17 protein-coding genes are annotated in these 15766 nt (G+C 50.5%); all 17 read left to right on the forward strand.

Annotated elements, in window-relative coordinates:
• Window positions 1-40 precede the first annotated feature (40 nt).
• A complete protein-coding gene (locus tag BW944_RS04835) occupies window positions 41-571 on the forward strand; it encodes a TIGR01440 family protein (protein WP_076557285.1) in 531 nt (176 codons plus the stop codon).
• A gap of 36 nt (window positions 572-607) precedes the next feature.
• Window positions 608-1864 (forward strand): serine hydroxymethyltransferase, encoded by a 1257-nt coding sequence (locus BW944_RS04840; protein ID WP_076557287.1) that lies wholly within the window; start codon window positions 608-610, stop codon window positions 1862-1864.
• A 259-nt stretch (window positions 1865-2123) separates the two neighbouring features.
• Window positions 2124-2756 (forward strand): uracil phosphoribosyltransferase, encoded by a 633-nt coding sequence (upp, locus tag BW944_RS04845; RefSeq protein WP_076557289.1) that lies wholly within the window; start codon window positions 2124-2126, stop codon window positions 2754-2756.
• A gap of 10 nt (window positions 2757-2766) precedes the next feature.
• Window positions 2767-3915, forward strand: a complete 1149-nt coding sequence (gene wecB, locus BW944_RS04850; RefSeq protein ID WP_076557291.1) for a non-hydrolyzing UDP-N-acetylglucosamine 2-epimerase — start codon at window positions 2767-2769, stop codon at window positions 3913-3915.
• A 1142-nt stretch (window positions 3916-5057) separates the two neighbouring features.
• Window positions 5058-5276 carry an AtpZ/AtpI family protein gene (locus BW944_RS04855; RefSeq protein WP_076557293.1) on the forward strand — a complete coding sequence of 73 codons (219 nt, stop codon included), beginning with the start codon at window positions 5058-5060 and terminating at the stop codon, window positions 5274-5276.
• 1 nt (window position 5277) lies between these two features.
• Window positions 5278-5664 (forward strand): ATP synthase subunit I, encoded by a 387-nt coding sequence (locus tag BW944_RS04860; RefSeq protein ID WP_076557295.1) that lies wholly within the window; start codon window positions 5278-5280, stop codon window positions 5662-5664.
• Between the two features lie 5 nt (window positions 5665-5669).
• A complete protein-coding gene (gene atpB, locus BW944_RS04865; protein WP_076557297.1) occupies window positions 5670-6392 on the forward strand; it encodes a F0F1 ATP synthase subunit A in 723 nt (240 codons plus the stop codon).
• A gap of 55 nt (window positions 6393-6447) precedes the next feature.
• Complete coding sequence (atpE, locus tag BW944_RS04870; RefSeq protein WP_076557298.1) at window positions 6448-6660, forward strand: F0F1 ATP synthase subunit C; 213 nt, start codon at window positions 6448-6450, stop codon at window positions 6658-6660.
• Between the two features lie 188 nt (window positions 6661-6848).
• Window positions 6849-7370, forward strand: coding sequence for a F0F1 ATP synthase subunit B (atpF, locus tag BW944_RS04875; protein WP_076557300.1), 522 nt, complete (start codon window positions 6849-6851; stop codon window positions 7368-7370).
• Entirely contained in the window at window positions 7367-7918 is a 552-nt protein-coding gene (locus BW944_RS04880; RefSeq protein WP_076557302.1) for a F0F1 ATP synthase subunit delta, read from the forward strand. Before atpF ends, BW944_RS04880 begins: the two co-directional genes overlap by 4 nt.
• A gap of 12 nt (window positions 7919-7930) precedes the next feature.
• Window positions 7931-9439 (forward strand): F0F1 ATP synthase subunit alpha, encoded by a 1509-nt coding sequence (gene atpA, locus BW944_RS04885; protein WP_076557303.1) that lies wholly within the window; start codon window positions 7931-7933, stop codon window positions 9437-9439.
• Between the two features lie 158 nt (window positions 9440-9597).
• Window positions 9598-10467, forward strand: a complete 870-nt coding sequence (locus tag BW944_RS04890; protein WP_076557305.1) for a F0F1 ATP synthase subunit gamma — start codon at window positions 9598-9600, stop codon at window positions 10465-10467.
• A gap of 40 nt (window positions 10468-10507) precedes the next feature.
• Window positions 10508-11902: a F0F1 ATP synthase subunit beta gene (atpD, locus tag BW944_RS04895; protein ID WP_076557307.1), complete on the forward strand. Its 1395-nt coding sequence runs from the start codon at window positions 10508-10510 to the stop codon at window positions 11900-11902.
• A gap of 64 nt (window positions 11903-11966) precedes the next feature.
• Entirely contained in the window at window positions 11967-12371 is a 405-nt protein-coding gene (locus BW944_RS04900; RefSeq protein ID WP_076557309.1) for a F0F1 ATP synthase subunit epsilon, read from the forward strand.
• A gap of 208 nt (window positions 12372-12579) precedes the next feature.
• Window positions 12580-12813 carry a DUF1146 family protein gene (locus tag BW944_RS04905; protein ID WP_076557311.1) on the forward strand — a complete coding sequence of 78 codons (234 nt, stop codon included), beginning with the start codon at window positions 12580-12582 and terminating at the stop codon, window positions 12811-12813.
• Between the two features lie 270 nt (window positions 12814-13083).
• Window positions 13084-14379 carry a UDP-N-acetylglucosamine 1-carboxyvinyltransferase gene (gene murA, locus BW944_RS04910; protein ID WP_076557432.1) on the forward strand — a complete coding sequence of 432 codons (1296 nt, stop codon included), beginning with the start codon at window positions 13084-13086 and terminating at the stop codon, window positions 14377-14379.
• A gap of 369 nt (window positions 14380-14748) precedes the next feature.
• Complete coding sequence (gene mreB, locus BW944_RS04915) at window positions 14749-15753, forward strand: rod shape-determining protein (RefSeq protein WP_076557312.1); 1005 nt, start codon at window positions 14749-14751, stop codon at window positions 15751-15753.
• Window positions 15754-15766: the final 13 nt, after the last annotated feature.

A 15766-nucleotide genomic window follows, 5' to 3' on the forward strand; every position in this document is an offset into this window, starting at 1 on the left:
AGGTGAATATAGGAGTTTCAGGAGAGAGGAGGGACCCGTTATGAATATTCAACACGATGCATCCACCGTTCTGCGACAGCTCTCGGACACAGGGTTTATGACCGGTGGCACATTGGTGATCGGCTGTTCCACCAGTGAAGTCCATGGGGAGCGGATCGGGACCTCCGGAAGCGAAGAAATAGCGAAGGACCTGTACGGTGAATTCCGTACATTCGCCGAAAAAACGGGGATGTCGCTCGCTTTTCAGTGCTGTGAGCATTTGAACCGCTCGCTCGTCGTGGAAAGGGAGACGGCTGAACGCTATCGCGGGCGTATTGTGGCTGCAGTGCCGGTCCGGGAAGCCGGGGGTTCAATGGCGGCGCATGCGTATCGGCAGATGAACGATCCGGTTCTGGTGGAAACCATAGAGGCGGACGCAGGGATCGATATCGGAGAGACGCTGATCGGCATGCACCTGAAACACGTAGCCGTTCCGCTTCGTCTCGAGCAGAAATGGATCGGACAAGCGCGAGTCACAGCAGCCCGGACAAGACCGCCGCTGATCGGCGGACCGCGAGCCAAGTATAACTAAGGTGAAAAAGGCAATCAGAAAGGGGAATACGAACCGATGAAACAATTGAAATCGCAAGACCCGGAACTGTTCGCATCCATCCAGAAGGAGCACCATCGTCAGGATTACAATATTGAACTTATCGCATCCGAAAACTTCACTTCAGAAGCGGTGATGGAAGCGATGGGATCTGTCATGACCAATAAATATGCAGAAGGGTACCCGGGCAAACGCTATTACGGCGGGTGTGAATTCGTCGACGTCGCGGAAAATCTGGCGCGTGAGCGTGCGAAGGAGATTTTCGGCGCTGATCATGCCAACGTCCAGTCCCATTCCGGTTCCCAGGCGAACATGGCTGTGTACTTCACAGTATTAGAGCCCGGCGATACCGTGCTCGGAATGAACCTGAACCACGGGGGCCACCTGACCCACGGCAGTCCCGTGAACTTCAGCGGCTCTCTTTACAATTTCGAAGAATACGGGGTGGACGAAGAGTCCGAACTGATCGACTTCGACGCTGTGCTCGCCAAGGCCAAAGAAGTGCAGCCGAAACTGATCGTCGCCGGTGCAAGCGCCTATCCGCGCGACATCGATTTCGGGAAGTTCCGTGAAATCGCGGACGAAGTAGGAGCGTACCTGCTCGTCGATATGGCTCACGTGGCCGGACTCGTAGCGACAGGACACCACTCCGATCCGGTCCCTCATGCCCATTTCATAACGACGACGACGCACAAAACGCTACGCGGTCCGCGTGGCGGGATGATTCTGTGTAAGGAAGAGTTCGCGAAGAAAATCGACAAAAACGTATTCCCCGGCATGCAGGGTGGCCCGCTTATGCACGTCATCGCTGCGAAAGCCGTAGCATTCAAAGAGATTCTTGACAGCTCGTTCAGCGACTACTCCGGTCAAATCGTAAAAAATGCGAAGAAACTTGGCGAGTCGCTGCAGGAAAATGGGGTCCGTCTCGTTTCCGACGGTACAGAGAACCACCTTCTGCTTCTCGACCTTCGCAACAAAGGCCTGACTGGTAAAGTTGCAGAGAAAGCATTGGACGAAGTCGGTATTACCACGAACAAGAATACGATTCCGTTCGATCCGGAGAGCCCGTTTGTAACGAGTGGTATCCGTATCGGAACAGCAGCCGTGACGACACGCGGCTTCAAAGAAGAGGAGATGAAGGAAGTCGGAGAACTCATCGCCTTCACTCTTGATCACCATGAAAATGAAGAGAAGTTGGCAGAAGCGAAAGAGCGCGTCCGTGCCCTCACATCCCGCTTCCCGCTTTATCCGTCACTCGAAAGTGCCCAGCAGTAAATAAGGAAAGCCGCTCTATGTCAGGGCGGCTTTTTCTATAATTTACGATAAGTCGCCCATTTTTTACGATAAACCGGAATAAATTACGATAAACTGAATTTTTTTACGATAAAAGTACCGACGCGTCAGATCGGATCGCTTTTTTGAGATGAATATCTGAACCTTCATTACCCCTCTTCATTCCTCATTGCAAACAAGTCGATTATTCAGTACAATTAGACAGATATGAATAATGAAAAATACGAAGGAGTGTGCTTCGATGAGCAACGTTTACGTACTGGACCACCCGCTGATCCAACACAAATTGACCTACATACGAAAAAAGGAGACCGGGACGAAAGATTTCCGCGAACTGGTGGATGAAGTCGCGACGCTGATGGCATTCGAAATTACCCGCGACCTGCCGCTTGAGGACGTTTCCGTCGATACACCTGTCGTCGATAATGCAACAGCGCAAGTACTCTCAGGGAAGAAAATGGGACTTGTTCCGATTCTGCGTGCCGGGCTCGGTATGGTGGACGGGATGGTCGACCTGATCCCTGCTGCAAAAATCGGTCACGTCGGACTTTACCGGGACCCGGAGACGTTGAAACCGGTGGAATACTACGTGAAGCTTCCGAGTGATATCGAAGACCGCGAGCTGATTGTCCTCGATCCGATGCTAGCCACCGGCGGTTCGGCAATCGAAGCGATCAATTCCCTGAAAAGCCGGGGCGCGAAACAGATTCGCCTGATGTGTCTCGTTGCTGCTCCTGAAGGCGTGGAACTCATGCAGGAAGCACATCCGGATGTAGATATCTATTTAGCGGCACTTGATGAGAAACTGAACGATAAAGGATACATCGTTCCAGGTCTTGGAGATGCTGGCGACCGTCTATACGGAACAAAATAAGGAGGTCCTTATGTCAAAGCCAATCAAAGTAATGACGATTTTCGGAACGAGACCGGAAGCGATCAAAATGGCTCCTCTTGTGCTGGAGTTGAAAAAGCGTCCGGAGCAGTTCGAACCGATTGTAGCAGTCACTGCCCAGCACCGCGAAATGCTCGACCAGGTGCTGTCGATTTTCGACATTAAGCCTGACTATGACCTGAATATCATGAAAAAGCAGCAGACCCTGGCTCAGGTGACGACACGCGCGCTTGAAGGGCTGGATGAAGTGATGAAAGAGACGAAGCCGGATATCGTGCTTGTGCACGGAGATACGACGACGACGTTCGCCGCTTCTCTCGCCGGACTTTACAATCAGATTCCTGTCGGGCACGTGGAAGCGGGACTCAGAACGTGGAATAAGTACTCCCCGTTCCCGGAAGAGATGAACCGCCAGCTCACCGGCGTCATGGCCGATCTTCATTTTGCTCCGACAAATAGATCCCAGGACAACCTTCTTGCTGAAAACAAGCCGGAGGAGAATATTTTCGTTACCGGAAATACGGCGATTGACGCGTTGAAGACGACGGTCGATGACACGTACACGAGCGAGGTTCTTGATGCTCTTGACGGAAAACGGCTTGTCCTTATGACGGCACACCGCCGGGAGAACCTCGGTAATAATATGAAGCAGATGTTCCGTGCCATCAAGCGTATGGTGGAGAGTCATGACGATGTCGAAGTTGTGTACCCGGTGCATCTCAACCCTGTCGTTCAGGAAACGGCGGATGAGATTCTCGGAAACGACGACCGGATCAAGCTGATTTCGCCGCTTGATGTCATCGATTTCCACAACTTCGCTTCACGGGCGCACTTGATTCTCACAGATTCCGGTGGCGTCCAGGAAGAAGCGCCGTCTCTCGGTGTCCCCGTTCTTGTCCTCCGCGACACGACGGAACGCCCGGAAGGGATTGATGCGGGTACGTTGAAACTCGCCGGCACCGAGGAGGATCATATTTTCGACCTTGCTCATGAGCTTCTGTCGGATGACGAGGCCTATAAAGCGATGTCGAAAGCATCGAATCCTTATGGTGATGGAGAAGCGTCCGCCCGTATAGCCGAAGCGATCCGTTATTTCTTCGGCCAGCGTACGGACAGGCCCGCTCCGTTCGAAATCGAATAAGCTTGGATAAACAGGCATCGGACTTTTATAGGTCCGGTGCCCTTTTTTGGTAAAAAATTCGAGTTATGCAGGGTTCTCAGGACGGTTCACAGTGTGAGCACCTGATTTCTTTATGCATTGCGGCGTTCATGAGTCGGATCACCGGCTGAGTTCGGAATAACCTACAGTTATACCGCGCTCAGAAGAAATTGGGAGTGCCGAACGCCGCATAAAAGCATTCAAATGCTCTTGGCCTCCCCCGCACGCGGGGAGGCGTAAGCAGAAGCGGGTACGGGAGATTTATGAGGTGCTCACGACCTGGCTTTTGTGGTGAGCACCTCATTTCTTTATGTATTGCGGCGTTCACGGGTCGGATCGCTGCCTGAGTTCGGGATAACCTAAAGTTATACCGCGCTCACGAGGAAGTAGGGGTGCCGAACGCCGCATAAAAGCATTCGAATGCCCTTGGCCTCCCCCGCACGCGGGGAGGCGTAAGCAGAAGCGGGGAGAGGAGATTTATGAGGTGCTCACGACCTGGCTTTTGTGGTGAGCACCTCATTTCTTTGAGTATTGCGGCGTTCACGGGTCGGATCACCGGCTGAGTTCGGGATAATCTACATTTATACCGCGCTCGCAAAAGATTAGGAGCGCCGAACGCCGCATAAAGCAAACTCCTGCTTACGCCAGAACTTCTAAGCGGGGTGGCTCCGCTTTCCTTGTCCAGTTCCACCATTCAGAAGCCCATAATATAAGCGGCCATCCCTGTTTTGGAGGAGAACACCCAAAGCCAGGGCCGTCCACTTATATTAGAGCTTCTAAACGAATGGCTACACTTTCCTAGTCCAGTTCCAGCTTCCAGAAATTCGTGTCATAAGCAGCTCGGATCAGAGAAAGGAAAGAACACCTTTCGTCTGACCAATCTGCTTATGCCAGCATTTCTAAACGGAAGCTTCCACTTTTTCTAATACAAACGATTGCACACCCGTGAACAGAAGGTGAAAGAAATGTGGCAAAAATGTGAAAAAATCGTTATCGAACGTTTGTACTTTTACGAAGCAACTCATTGACATGACTGGACTGCTATTGTAATCTTACATAGTGTGGAATGATAAGGTTTTCAAAAAAACAAGCGCTTTCACACGACAGAAACGGGTGAAAAATGTATGAGGCATTCCCACGGTTCGTTCCGGACAATCGGACTCGTCAGTGCCATATCCTCACAATTGGCAGGCGGCATCCTTGTCGGCATCTTCGCTGGCAAATGGATGGACGAGCAATTCTCGACTGATCCGCTTTTTATGATCATCGGGCTTTTGACCGGACTCGGAGCAGGTACATATGGAACGATTCATTTAGCCGGAAAGTATACGGGGGACGATTAACTTGAAAGATTATGATGTTATGGTGACCCGTCAACGCAAATGGATGTTCTACCTTCTCGCACTACTGGTTCTCGCTTGGGGGATCACTCCTTGGAAAGCGTTTTTTCTCGGGACTCTTCTCGGAGGTGTGCTCAGCTTCTATAATTTGTGGCTGATGCAGCGTAAGATGAAGCAACTTGGAGAAGTCGTGGCCGATAACCGTACGATGAAAGGGATCGGCACGTTCACGAGACTTGCGAGCGGCGCATTAGCAGTCGTCATCGCCCTTCAGTTCGAAGAATATTTCCATTTGATTGGCGTAGTATCGGGCCTGATGACAGCCACGGTTGTCATTTTTATAGATGCCTTCATTAATTCTAGCAAGGATAGTACGATGGAAGAGAGGTGAAGAGATTGGATCACGAAGCACCAATGTGGAATGAAGCGTTTGGCATACCATGGTTAAGTTTCAACTTGTCGAACGTCCTCATGATGTTTATCGCATCTCTTGTTGTCTTTATCTTTTGCGTTGCGGCGACGAGACAGTTGCAGCGGCGTCCAAAAGGCATGCAGAATGCGATCGAGTGGACCGTCGATTTTATTAAAAATATCATCGGCTCCAATATGGACTGGCGCACAGGAAAAATGTTCCTGCCGCTCGGGTTGACGTTATTCCTCTACATATTTGTTTCAAACATGCTGGGGGTTGTCGTTACCGGGATCGTCGGAGACACCATATGGTGGAAATCACCGACGGCGGATCCTCTGGTAACAATGACGTTAGCCGTCATGGTCGTAGTACTGACCCACTATTACGGGGTCAAACTGCGCGGGTCAAAAGAATACGCAAAGGATTATGTTCGTCCATTGCCGTTCCTCTTGCCCTTCAACATCATTGAAGAATTTTCGAACACCCTGACGCTTGGTCTTCGTCTTTACGGAAACATTTACGCAGGGGAAATTTTGATCAGCCTGCTTCTTGGGCTGGCCACAAGCAGTTTCTTAGGTTTCATCGGAGCAACACTGCCGATGGTCGCCTGGCTCGGTTTCAGTACATTTATCGGGTTCATCCAGGCATTCATTTTCGTTATGTTGACGATGGTCTACATGTCTCACAAAGTGAGCGAAGATCATTAACATATTTTTAGAAAGTAACTAACTATTTATACACTATTTGAGGAGGATTTACATTATGGGTCTTTTAGCAGCAGCTATCGCAGTAGGACTGGCAGCACTTGGTGCCGGTATTGGTAACGGTTTGATCGTAAGTCGTACAGTAGAGGGAATCGCGCGTCAACCTGAACTTCGTGGTGCCCTTCAGACAACAATGTTCATTGGTGTCGCTCTAGTTGAGGCGATTCCGATCATCGGTGTTGTTATCGCGTTTATCGTAATCGGTGGCTAATAGCCGTCGCTTGGAACGGGCGGAGTCTACCTTCGCCTTTCTTGTATCTAATTAATTGACGAATCGATATACTTCTGGCAGGAGCGCTTGTACCTGAGGCCTTACAAGCCGACGGTTTTTCCGTTTCGGCCGGGTACTTGCGCTTATCTTTATGTACTTACGGTAAGGAAAGGAAAGGAGTGAAAGCTGTGTACGGGTTGACTGATAATCTGATCATTCAGGCAAGTGGATTTGCATTAGGCGATGCGCTCGCCCAATTGTTCTTCTTCCTTATTCTGCTGGTACTTCTACGCAAATTTGCGTGGGGACCGCTCATGAATATGATGAAAGAACGGGAAGATTACATTTCCAGTGAAATAGAATCAGCGGAGAAAAGCCGTGAAGAAGCAGCACGCCTTCAACGCGAAGCCTCCGAAGAGCTGAAACAGACGCGTCAGGATGCACAAAAGATCATCGAAGACGCACGCCAGACCGCAACAAAGCAGGAAAAAGAAATCGTCGCCTCCGCAAGAAAAGAAGGCGATCGTATGAAAGAAGCTGCGCGTCAGGAAATCGAGCAGGAGAAAGAAAAAGCTGTACAGCAGCTTAAGGATCAAGTCTCTTCCATGTCCGTCATGATTGCATCGAAAGTCATTGAAAAAGAACTTTCCGAACAGGATCAGAAAGAACTGATCGATCAATACGTGAATGACACAGGAGAAGAGCAATGAGTCAGGAAGTCGTAGCAAAGAGATATGCAGATGCACTCTTCGACATCGGACAGGAAAAGTCGAAACTTGATACGTTTCAGGAAGAAATGAAAACACTTAGGAAAGTTACGCTGGAGAACCGTTCCCTCGAGAGCGTTCTCGGACATCCACGTATTCCGGCTGATCGTAAAAAGGAACTGGTGACGAGTAGCTTCAAAGGATTCTCGGAAGAAGTCCTTCACACGCTTCACCTCCTTATCGATCGTCACCGTACAGATATCATCGTACCGCTTGCGGATCGTTTCCTTGAAAAGGTACACATCCATCAGGGAGTACAGGAAGCGACCGTCTATTCGGTACGTGAACTGACGGAAGATGAGAAACAGCGTTTGTCCCGCACGTTTGCCCCGAAAGTAGGCAAGGATTCCCTTATCATCGATAACCGCGTGGATCCTGATCTTCTCGGTGGGGTACGCATACGTATCGGAAACCGTATATTCGACGGATCCGTCCGTGGCAAACTCGATCAAATGGAACGTGAACTACTTTCAGCGAACAATAGAGGATAGGGGTGAAATCGCATGAGCATCAATGCTGAAGAAATCAGTACGCTGATTAAACAACAGATTGAAAATTACGAAGCAGACATGGAAGTCACCGATGTCGGTACTGTCATCGAGGTCGGAGACGGTATCGCCCGCGCTCATGGCCTTGATAATGTCATGGCCGGTGAACTTGTCGAATTCCAGAACGGTGTCATGGGATTGGCGCAGAACTTGGAAGAAAGCAACGTCGGTCTCGTCATTCTAGGACCGTTTACAGAAATCAAAGAAGGCGATGAAGTACGTCGTACCGGACGCATCATGCAGGTACCGGTAGGAGATGAACTTCTCGGCCGCGTCGTGAACCCGCTCGGTCAGCCGGTGGACGGACTCGGTAACATCGAAACGACGAAAACCCGTCCAATCGAATCTCCGGCGCCTGGAGTCATGGATCGTAAATCGGTTGATGAACCGCTTCAGACCGGGGTCAAAGCGATCGATGCTCTTGTACCGATCGGCCGTGGTCAGCGTGAGTTGATCATCGGAGACCGTCAGACAGGTAAAACGTCCGTAGCGCTCGATACGATTCTGAACCAGCACGACCAGGATATGATCTGTATCTATGTCGCCATCGGCCAGAAAGAATCGACCGTCCGCGGAACAGTGGAAACACTACGTCGTCACGGAGCGCTTGATTACACAATCGTCGTAACAGCGAGTGCCTCCCAGCCGGCACCACTTCTTTACCTTGCACCTTATGCCGGTGTATCCATGGGTGAAGAATTCATGCATAACGGCAAACACGTACTCGTCGTTTACGATGACCTTTCCAAACAGGCATCCGCTTACCGTGAACTTTCCTTGCTACTTCGCCGCCCGCCGGGTCGTGAAGCATTCCCGGGGGACGTATTCTACCTGCACTCCCGTCTACTTGAGCGTGCAGCGAAGCTGAATGATGACAAAGGCGGAGGATCGCTTACGGCGCTTCCATTCGTTGAGACACAGGCCGGAGATATTTCCGCCTATATTCCGACGAACGTCATCTCGATCACCGACGGTCAGATTTTCCTTCAATCCGATCTGTTCTTCTCCGGTGTACGACCGGCGATCAACCCGGGACTTTCCGTATCACGTGTCGGTGGTTCCGCACAGATCAAAGCGATGAAGAAGGTAGCCGGTACGCTTCGTCTCGACCTTGCATCCTTCCGTGAACTAGAGGCTTTCGCCCAGTTCGGTTCGGATCTGGATAAAGCGACGCAGGCGAAACTGAACCGTGGTGCGAGAACCGTCGAAGTACTTAAACAGGGACTTCACCAGCCGATCGCCGTCGAAAAACAGGTGATGATCATCTATGCCCTTACAAAAGGATACATCGATGACATCCCGACTGAAGAAGTAACCCGTTTCGAGCGCGAGTTCCACAACTGGCTCGACAACAACCGCAAAGACCTCATCAATCAGATCCGTGACACAGGCAAACTTGCTGATGACGGTGATATGAGTGAAGCGGTCGAAGCATTCAAAAAGACATTCGTCGTTTCTGAATAAATGGTAAGTATTACAAAACCTCTGTTCCTATGAAAAAAGGAAGGTTCTCCTCTCCAGGACGTCCCGTACCAGGTATCAGCGCGCCACGGGTGTCCCCCGGAGGAGAAGGTTTTCTTCTTCAGAGGCCGGAGAGTTTTCAGAAAGGGTGGTGAATCAGCTTGGCATCCCTTAGAGAGATCAAAGGCCGTATTAATTCTACGAAAAAAACGAAGCAGATCACGAAAGCGATGCAGATGGTCTCCGCTTCCAAATTGAACCGTGCGGAAGAGAATGCGAAAGCATTCGTTCCGTATAGCGAAAAAATCCAGGAAGTCGTTGCCAGTATCGCTCAAGGTGGAGGAGATGCGTCTCACCCGATGCTTGAAGAACGGGAAGTGAAGCGTACCGGGTACGTCGTCATCACTTCGGACCGGGGTCTTGCAGGGGCGTACAACGCCAGCATCCTGCGAAAAGCCTATCAGGACATCCGGAATAACCATACCTCCGCCGATGAATATAAGATCATAGCGATCGGCCGTATCGGACGGGACTTTTTCCGGAAACGGAATATGGCCGTGGATAAAGAGATCACCGGCATCGCCGATCAGCCTGATTTTGAAGACATCAAAGAGCTGGCGAGCGAAACGGTCCAGCTTTATACAGATGAAGAGATCGATGAACTCCATATCTACTACAATCACTATGTCAGTGCCATCACACAGGAAGTGCAGAAGACGAAAGTACTTCCGCTCAACGATATTTCCGCTGAGCAGGCGACGAAATCTTCTTCGGCTTCCTACGAATATGAACCGAACCAGGAAGAAATTCTGGCGGTGCTCCTGCCGCAATACGCGGAGAGCCTTATTTACGGATCGCTGATAGATAGTAAAGCAAGCGAACACGCTGCCCGCATGACAGCGATGAAGAGTGCGACCGACAACGCCGACGACCTTATCGACGACTTGTCGCTTACGTACAACCGCGCTCGTCAGGCAGCGATCACCCAGGAAATCACCGAAATCGTCGGTGGTGCATCCGCCCTCGAATAGTAATGAGTGAGGGAGAAGTTAAGTTAGGAGGGGAAGGATAATGAGTGTTGGACGCATAACACAGGTTATGGGACCGGTTGTAGACGTCGCTTTCGACGATGGCCAACTCCCTGAGATCAACAATGCTCTCGTTGTAGAACGGGAAGACAAAGAAGATTTGACATTTGAAGTGGCACTTCACCTCGGCGACAACTCCGTTCGTACCATTTCCATGGTATCGACAGACGGAGTTCAGCGTGGACTCGAAGTGAAAGATACAGGCGGAGCCATTACCGCACCGGTAGGGGACGAAACGCTTGGTCGTGTTTTCGACGTACTCGGTAAAAATATCGACCTGGACGAGCCGCTTTCTAAAGACGTTCGTCGGGATCCGATTCACAGATTGGCACCTACATTCGATCATCTGGCTACCGAAACGGAAATTCTTGAAACAGGAATCAAAGTCGTCGACCTGCTTGCCCCTTATGTAAAAGGTGGTAAGATCGGTCTCTTCGGTGGTGCCGGTGTAGGAAAAACGGTACTGATCCAGGAACTTATCAACAACATCGCCCAGGAGCACGGAGGTATTTCCGTATTCGCTGGTGTCGGTGAGCGTACCCGTGAAGGGAACGACCTTTACTACGAAATGAAAGACTCCGGCGTTATCGCGAAAACCGCAATGGTGTTCGGTCAGATGAACGAACCACCAGGAGCCCGTATGCGTGTCGCGCTTACAGGACTTACGATGGCCGAGTATTTCCGTGATGAACAGGGACAGGACGTACTTCTGTTCATCGACAACATTTTCCGTTTCACCCAAGGTGGTCTGGAAGTATCCGCACTGCTCGGACGTATGCCATCCGCCGTCGGTTATCAGCCGACCCTGGCTACAGAGATGGGTCAGTTGCAGGAGCGTATCACCTCCACGGACAAAGGTTCCGTAACATCGATCCAGGCGATTTACGTCCCTGCCGATGACTACACGGACCCGGCTCCGGCTACGACGTTCGCACACCTTGATGCGACGACGAACCTGGAGCGTAAATTGTCCGAGCAGGGTATTTATCCTGCCGTGGATCCTCTGGCATCCACATCCCGCGCTCTCGACCCTGAAATCGTAGGAGATGAGCACTACAACGTAGCGCGTGAAGTGCAGCAGACACTTCAGCGGTACAATGAACTGCAGGACATCATCGCGATTCTCGGTATGGACGAGCTTTCGGACGAGGACAAGCTGACGGTCGCGCGTGCGCGCCGTATCCAGTTCTTCCTGTCCCAGAACTTCCACGTCGCTGAGCAGTTCACCGGTCAGAAAGGTTCTTATGTTCCGGTATCCGAAGCGGTGAAAGGCTTCAAAGAGATCCTTGCCGGCAAACACGACGATATTCCGGAAGACGCATTCCGTCTTGTCGGCCGTATTGAAGACGTTGTCGAAAAAGCGAAAAACATGGAGTAAGTACATGAGGAATAACAGGTACCCTGGAGGTGCTTGTTATTCCATTGCCTAAGGAGGTAGATCCATGAGCACACTAACGGTGAGTGTTGTAACTCCTGACGGCCCGGTATTGGAAGAAGAGTTCAATATGGTCAGCGCCAAGGCGGAGAGCGGGGAACTCGGTATTTTGCCCGGCCACATTCCGATGGTAGCCCCACTCACGATCAGTGCCGTGCGTCTCAAAGGGGACGGAGCTTCCCAGAGGGTCGCTGTAAGCGGTGGATTTCTGGAAGTGCGTCCGGACAAAGTGACGATCTTAGCGCAGTCTGCGGAGCGCCCATCGGACATCGATGTGGAACGTGCCCGTAAAGCGAAAGAGCGTGCCGAACGCCGCCTGAAAGACAAGCAGTCCGATATTGATTTTCAACGGGCAGAACTGGCACTTAAACGAGCCATCAACCGTCTGGATGTATATAACAACAACTTTTAAAAAAACTGCTTTCTCTTCGGAGAGCAGTTTTTTTGTGGGTTGAGCAAAAGAGCCGAAGAGGGGAAGATTCTTCTCGATACTGCACTGACAGCCCGGACAATTATTTTTTATGTCCATTCTCATATGAATTACGTCCCAACCCCTGTAAAAGACGAACATTTCCCGAATGCTATAATATTTCCCGGGAAATGCCGAAGGAGGAAGCACGATGGAAGATTTTTTTGTCCAGGATGCATTGATGAGTATGACGAGTCATCTCGTATTCATCGTAATCACCTGGTACGCACTTCAGGCTGTAAACCTCGATGGTTTATTCCGTAAAGGGAAAGTGTTCGAGGCACGGATACTCGTCATATTCCTGACGATTGCGATCGGTACGACAGTGAGCAGGTTCTTTCTGGATTTCCTGTCATGGTCCAATAGTCTTATCTACTTATTTTAACGGAGAAAAGCGTTTATGATTAAATGTGCTCGGGAAAAAGGTACATGAAGCAACTTTTGGGGAAAATATGTAGATTCGAGACCTCGGATTCTAAAATCCCCCATTTATCCCTTGTCGATTAGTACATTATGGTGGTATGATGGATGTTGTTTTATTGTGTAAAGAAAGTAACGAAGTAATCAAATGAAGATGCAGTGTTGACCTTATGGATGTAATCAATGGAGATTGAATATGATAGTAAAAGAATCTGGACGTAGAGGAGAATGAATGGTGGAAAAAATCATTGTCCGTGGTGGAGGGAAACTGAACGGCACCGTGAAAGTCGAAGGTGCGAAGAATGCCGTTCTTCCCGTCATTACAGCAAGTATCTTAGCAAGTGAAGGTAAAAGTGTACTCCATGAAGTCCCGGAGCTGGCGGATGTAACGACCATCAACCAGGTCATCTCGCATATGAATGCGGACGTGACTACAAATGGAAACACGGTTACTGTAGATGCAACTCAGCCTTTGAAAACAGAGGCGCCTTTTGAATATGTACGTAAAATGCGTGCTTCCGTGCTCGTACTGGGACCACTTTTGGCCCGCTATGGACACGCGAAAGTCGCTCTGCCCGGTGGATGTGCAATCGGGTCCCGCCCGATCGACCAGCACCTGAAAGGCTTTGAAGCGATGGGCGCTGATGTAACCGTCGGTGACGGCTACATTGAAGCTACGACGGATGGCCGTCTCAAGGGTGCGAAAATCTACCTTGATTTCCCTAGCGTAGGAGCGACCGAAAATCTGGTTATGGCAGCAGCACTCGCAGATGGCAAGACGATTCTCGAGAATGCTGCGAAAGAGCCGGAAATCATTGATTTAGCAAATTACTTGAACAAAATGGGTGCGAAGGTCATCGGCGCCGGTACAGAAACAATCAAAATCATCGGTGTCGAAAAGCTTTACGGCGCAGAGCATACGATCATCCCGGATAGAGTCGAAGCCGGCACCTTCATGGTAGCCGCTGCGATCACCGGTGGTAACGTATTGCTCGAACGCGCCGAAGCGGAACATCTCCGTGCCGTCATTTCGAAAATGCAGGAGATGGGTGTTTCCGTCGAAGAAGAAGGGGATGGACTGCGCATCATCGGTCCTGATCGACTGAAGGCGACAGATATCAAAACGATGCCGCACCCCGGCTTCCCGACAGACATGCAGTCGCAGATGATGGCGCTTATGCTTCGGGCGGAAGGGACGAGCGTCATTACGGAAACCGTCTTTGAAAATCGCTTCATGCACGTGGAGGAATTCCGCCGTATGAACGCGAACCTTCGTATCGATAATCGGAGTGTCGTCGTCGAGGGTCCTTCTAATCTTCAGGGAGCTGAAGTGGAAGCGACAGACCTTCGTGCCGGAGCAGCACTTGTACTGGCTGGTCTTGTAGCCGAAGGGTACACTCGCGTCACAGAACTTCGCCACATCGATCGCGGGTATGTGAAATTCACGGAGAAACTCGCCGACCTTGGCGCTGATATTGAGCGTGTCAAAGAAGAACAGGAACAGACGCGGGAGTCCTTATCAACATCATAAATTATTATACGAAGAGAGCATCGCCACCCGGGCGGTGCTTTTTTCTTTGGGCTCGCACCCGCCCCCGGGAAATCGAAAGAACTACGATGATAAAGAATAGGAAGGAGAAAAAGCCTAGCCTTCTAGGAGAAGAAGAGACGGGTTTTTTCCTGAAAAATGAGACGAATTTCTCCATCATGTGATAAAATAATGAATTAGATGCGTTCATTTTAATGAAAACCAAGGAATTTATGTTTAACGATTGATTGGCTCTGTGAATGTATGCTGTTGATGTGTGGGTGGCTGGACCCTGCAGAGCGTACAGAGCCGACCCGAATAATGGTGGAAAATAATTCTGTTCGATTCAAATTTAGGGAGGATCTTTTAATCATGTTTGCAAGAGACATAGGGATTGACTTAGGCACAGCCAACGTACTTATACACGTAAAAGGAAAAGGGATCGTTCTCAACGAACCTTCTGTTGTAGCGATGGACAGGAATTCAGGGAAGGTACTGGAAGTCGGGGAGGAAGCCCGCCGTATGGTCGGACGTACGCCGGGCAATATCGAAGCGGTCCGCCCCTTGAGAGACGGTGTCATTGCGGATTTTGACATTACAGAAACGATGCTCAAGCACTTCATCGAAAAAATCAACGCGAAAGGCTTCATGTCGAAGCCCCGCATGCTAATCTGCTGCCCGACGAACATCACGAAAGTGGAACAGAAAGCGATTCGGGAAGCGGCGGAGAAGTCCGGCGGCAAAAAAGTGTACCTCGAAGAAGAACCGAAAGTGGCTGCGATCGGTTCCGGTATGGATATTTTCCAGCCGAGCGGTAATATGGTCGTCGATATCGGAGGCGGAACGACGGATGTCGCGGTCCTGTCGATGGGGGACATCGTGACCGCCCAGTCGATCAAAATGGCCGGAAACCGTTTCGATTCCGACATTCTCAGCTATATCAAAAAAGAATACAAACTGTTGATCGGAGAACGCACGGCGGAAGACATCAAAATGAATGTCGCTACCGTAGCTCCACAGGGACGGGAAGAAGAAATCGAGATCCGGGGCCGTGATATGGTGTCAGGGTTACCTCGGACAATTGCGGTCAATTCCGAAGAAATCGAGGGTGCGGTGAAGGAATCTGTACAGGTGATCATCCAGGCCGCCAAATACGTATTGGAACAGACCCCGCCGGAACTCTCCGCGGACATCATCGACCGTGGTGTGATCCTTACCGGCGGAGGAGCGATGCTTCACGGTGTCGATCAGCTTCTCGCCGAGGAACTGAAAGTACCCGTTTTCGTCTCGGAGGACCCGATGGACTGCGTAGCCAAAGGAACCGGCATCATGCTCGAGAATATCGACAGAATCAATAAAAAGAACAAAATCAGTTAAAAATGGAGGGGTA

The organism is Salimicrobium flavidum (genome assembly GCF_900156645.1).
In the GTDB taxonomy this organism is placed as follows: domain Bacteria; phylum Bacillota; class Bacilli; order Bacillales; family Halobacillaceae; genus Salimicrobium; species Salimicrobium flavidum.

Coding starts and splice junctions, on each gene's coding strand:
- BW944_RS04905 (WP_076557311.1), top strand. CDS start 12,580: ATGGAAGATTTTTTTGTCCAGGATGCATTGATGAGTATGACGAGTCAT.
- BW944_RS04840 (WP_076557287.1), top strand. CDS start 608: ATGAAACAATTGAAATCGCAAGACCCGGAACTGTTCGCATCCATCCAG.
- upp (WP_076557289.1), top strand. CDS start 2,124: ATGAGCAACGTTTACGTACTGGACCACCCGCTGATCCAACACAAATTG.
- BW944_RS04880 (WP_076557302.1), top strand. CDS start 7,367: ATGAGTCAGGAAGTCGTAGCAAAGAGATATGCAGATGCACTCTTCGAC.
- atpD (WP_076557307.1), top strand. CDS start 10,508: ATGAGTGTTGGACGCATAACACAGGTTATGGGACCGGTTGTAGACGTC.
- BW944_RS04900 (WP_076557309.1), top strand. CDS start 11,967: ATGAGCACACTAACGGTGAGTGTTGTAACTCCTGACGGCCCGGTATTG.
- wecB (WP_076557291.1), top strand. CDS start 2,767: ATGTCAAAGCCAATCAAAGTAATGACGATTTTCGGAACGAGACCGGAA.
- atpE (WP_076557298.1), top strand. CDS start 6,448: ATGGGTCTTTTAGCAGCAGCTATCGCAGTAGGACTGGCAGCACTTGGT.
- BW944_RS04855 (WP_076557293.1), top strand. CDS start 5,058: ATGAGGCATTCCCACGGTTCGTTCCGGACAATCGGACTCGTCAGTGCC.
- atpA (WP_076557303.1), top strand. CDS start 7,931: ATGAGCATCAATGCTGAAGAAATCAGTACGCTGATTAAACAACAGATT.
- BW944_RS04835 (WP_076557285.1), top strand. CDS start 41: ATGAATATTCAACACGATGCATCCACCGTTCTGCGACAGCTCTCGGAC.
- mreB (WP_076557312.1), top strand. CDS start 14,749: ATGTTTGCAAGAGACATAGGGATTGACTTAGGCACAGCCAACGTACTT.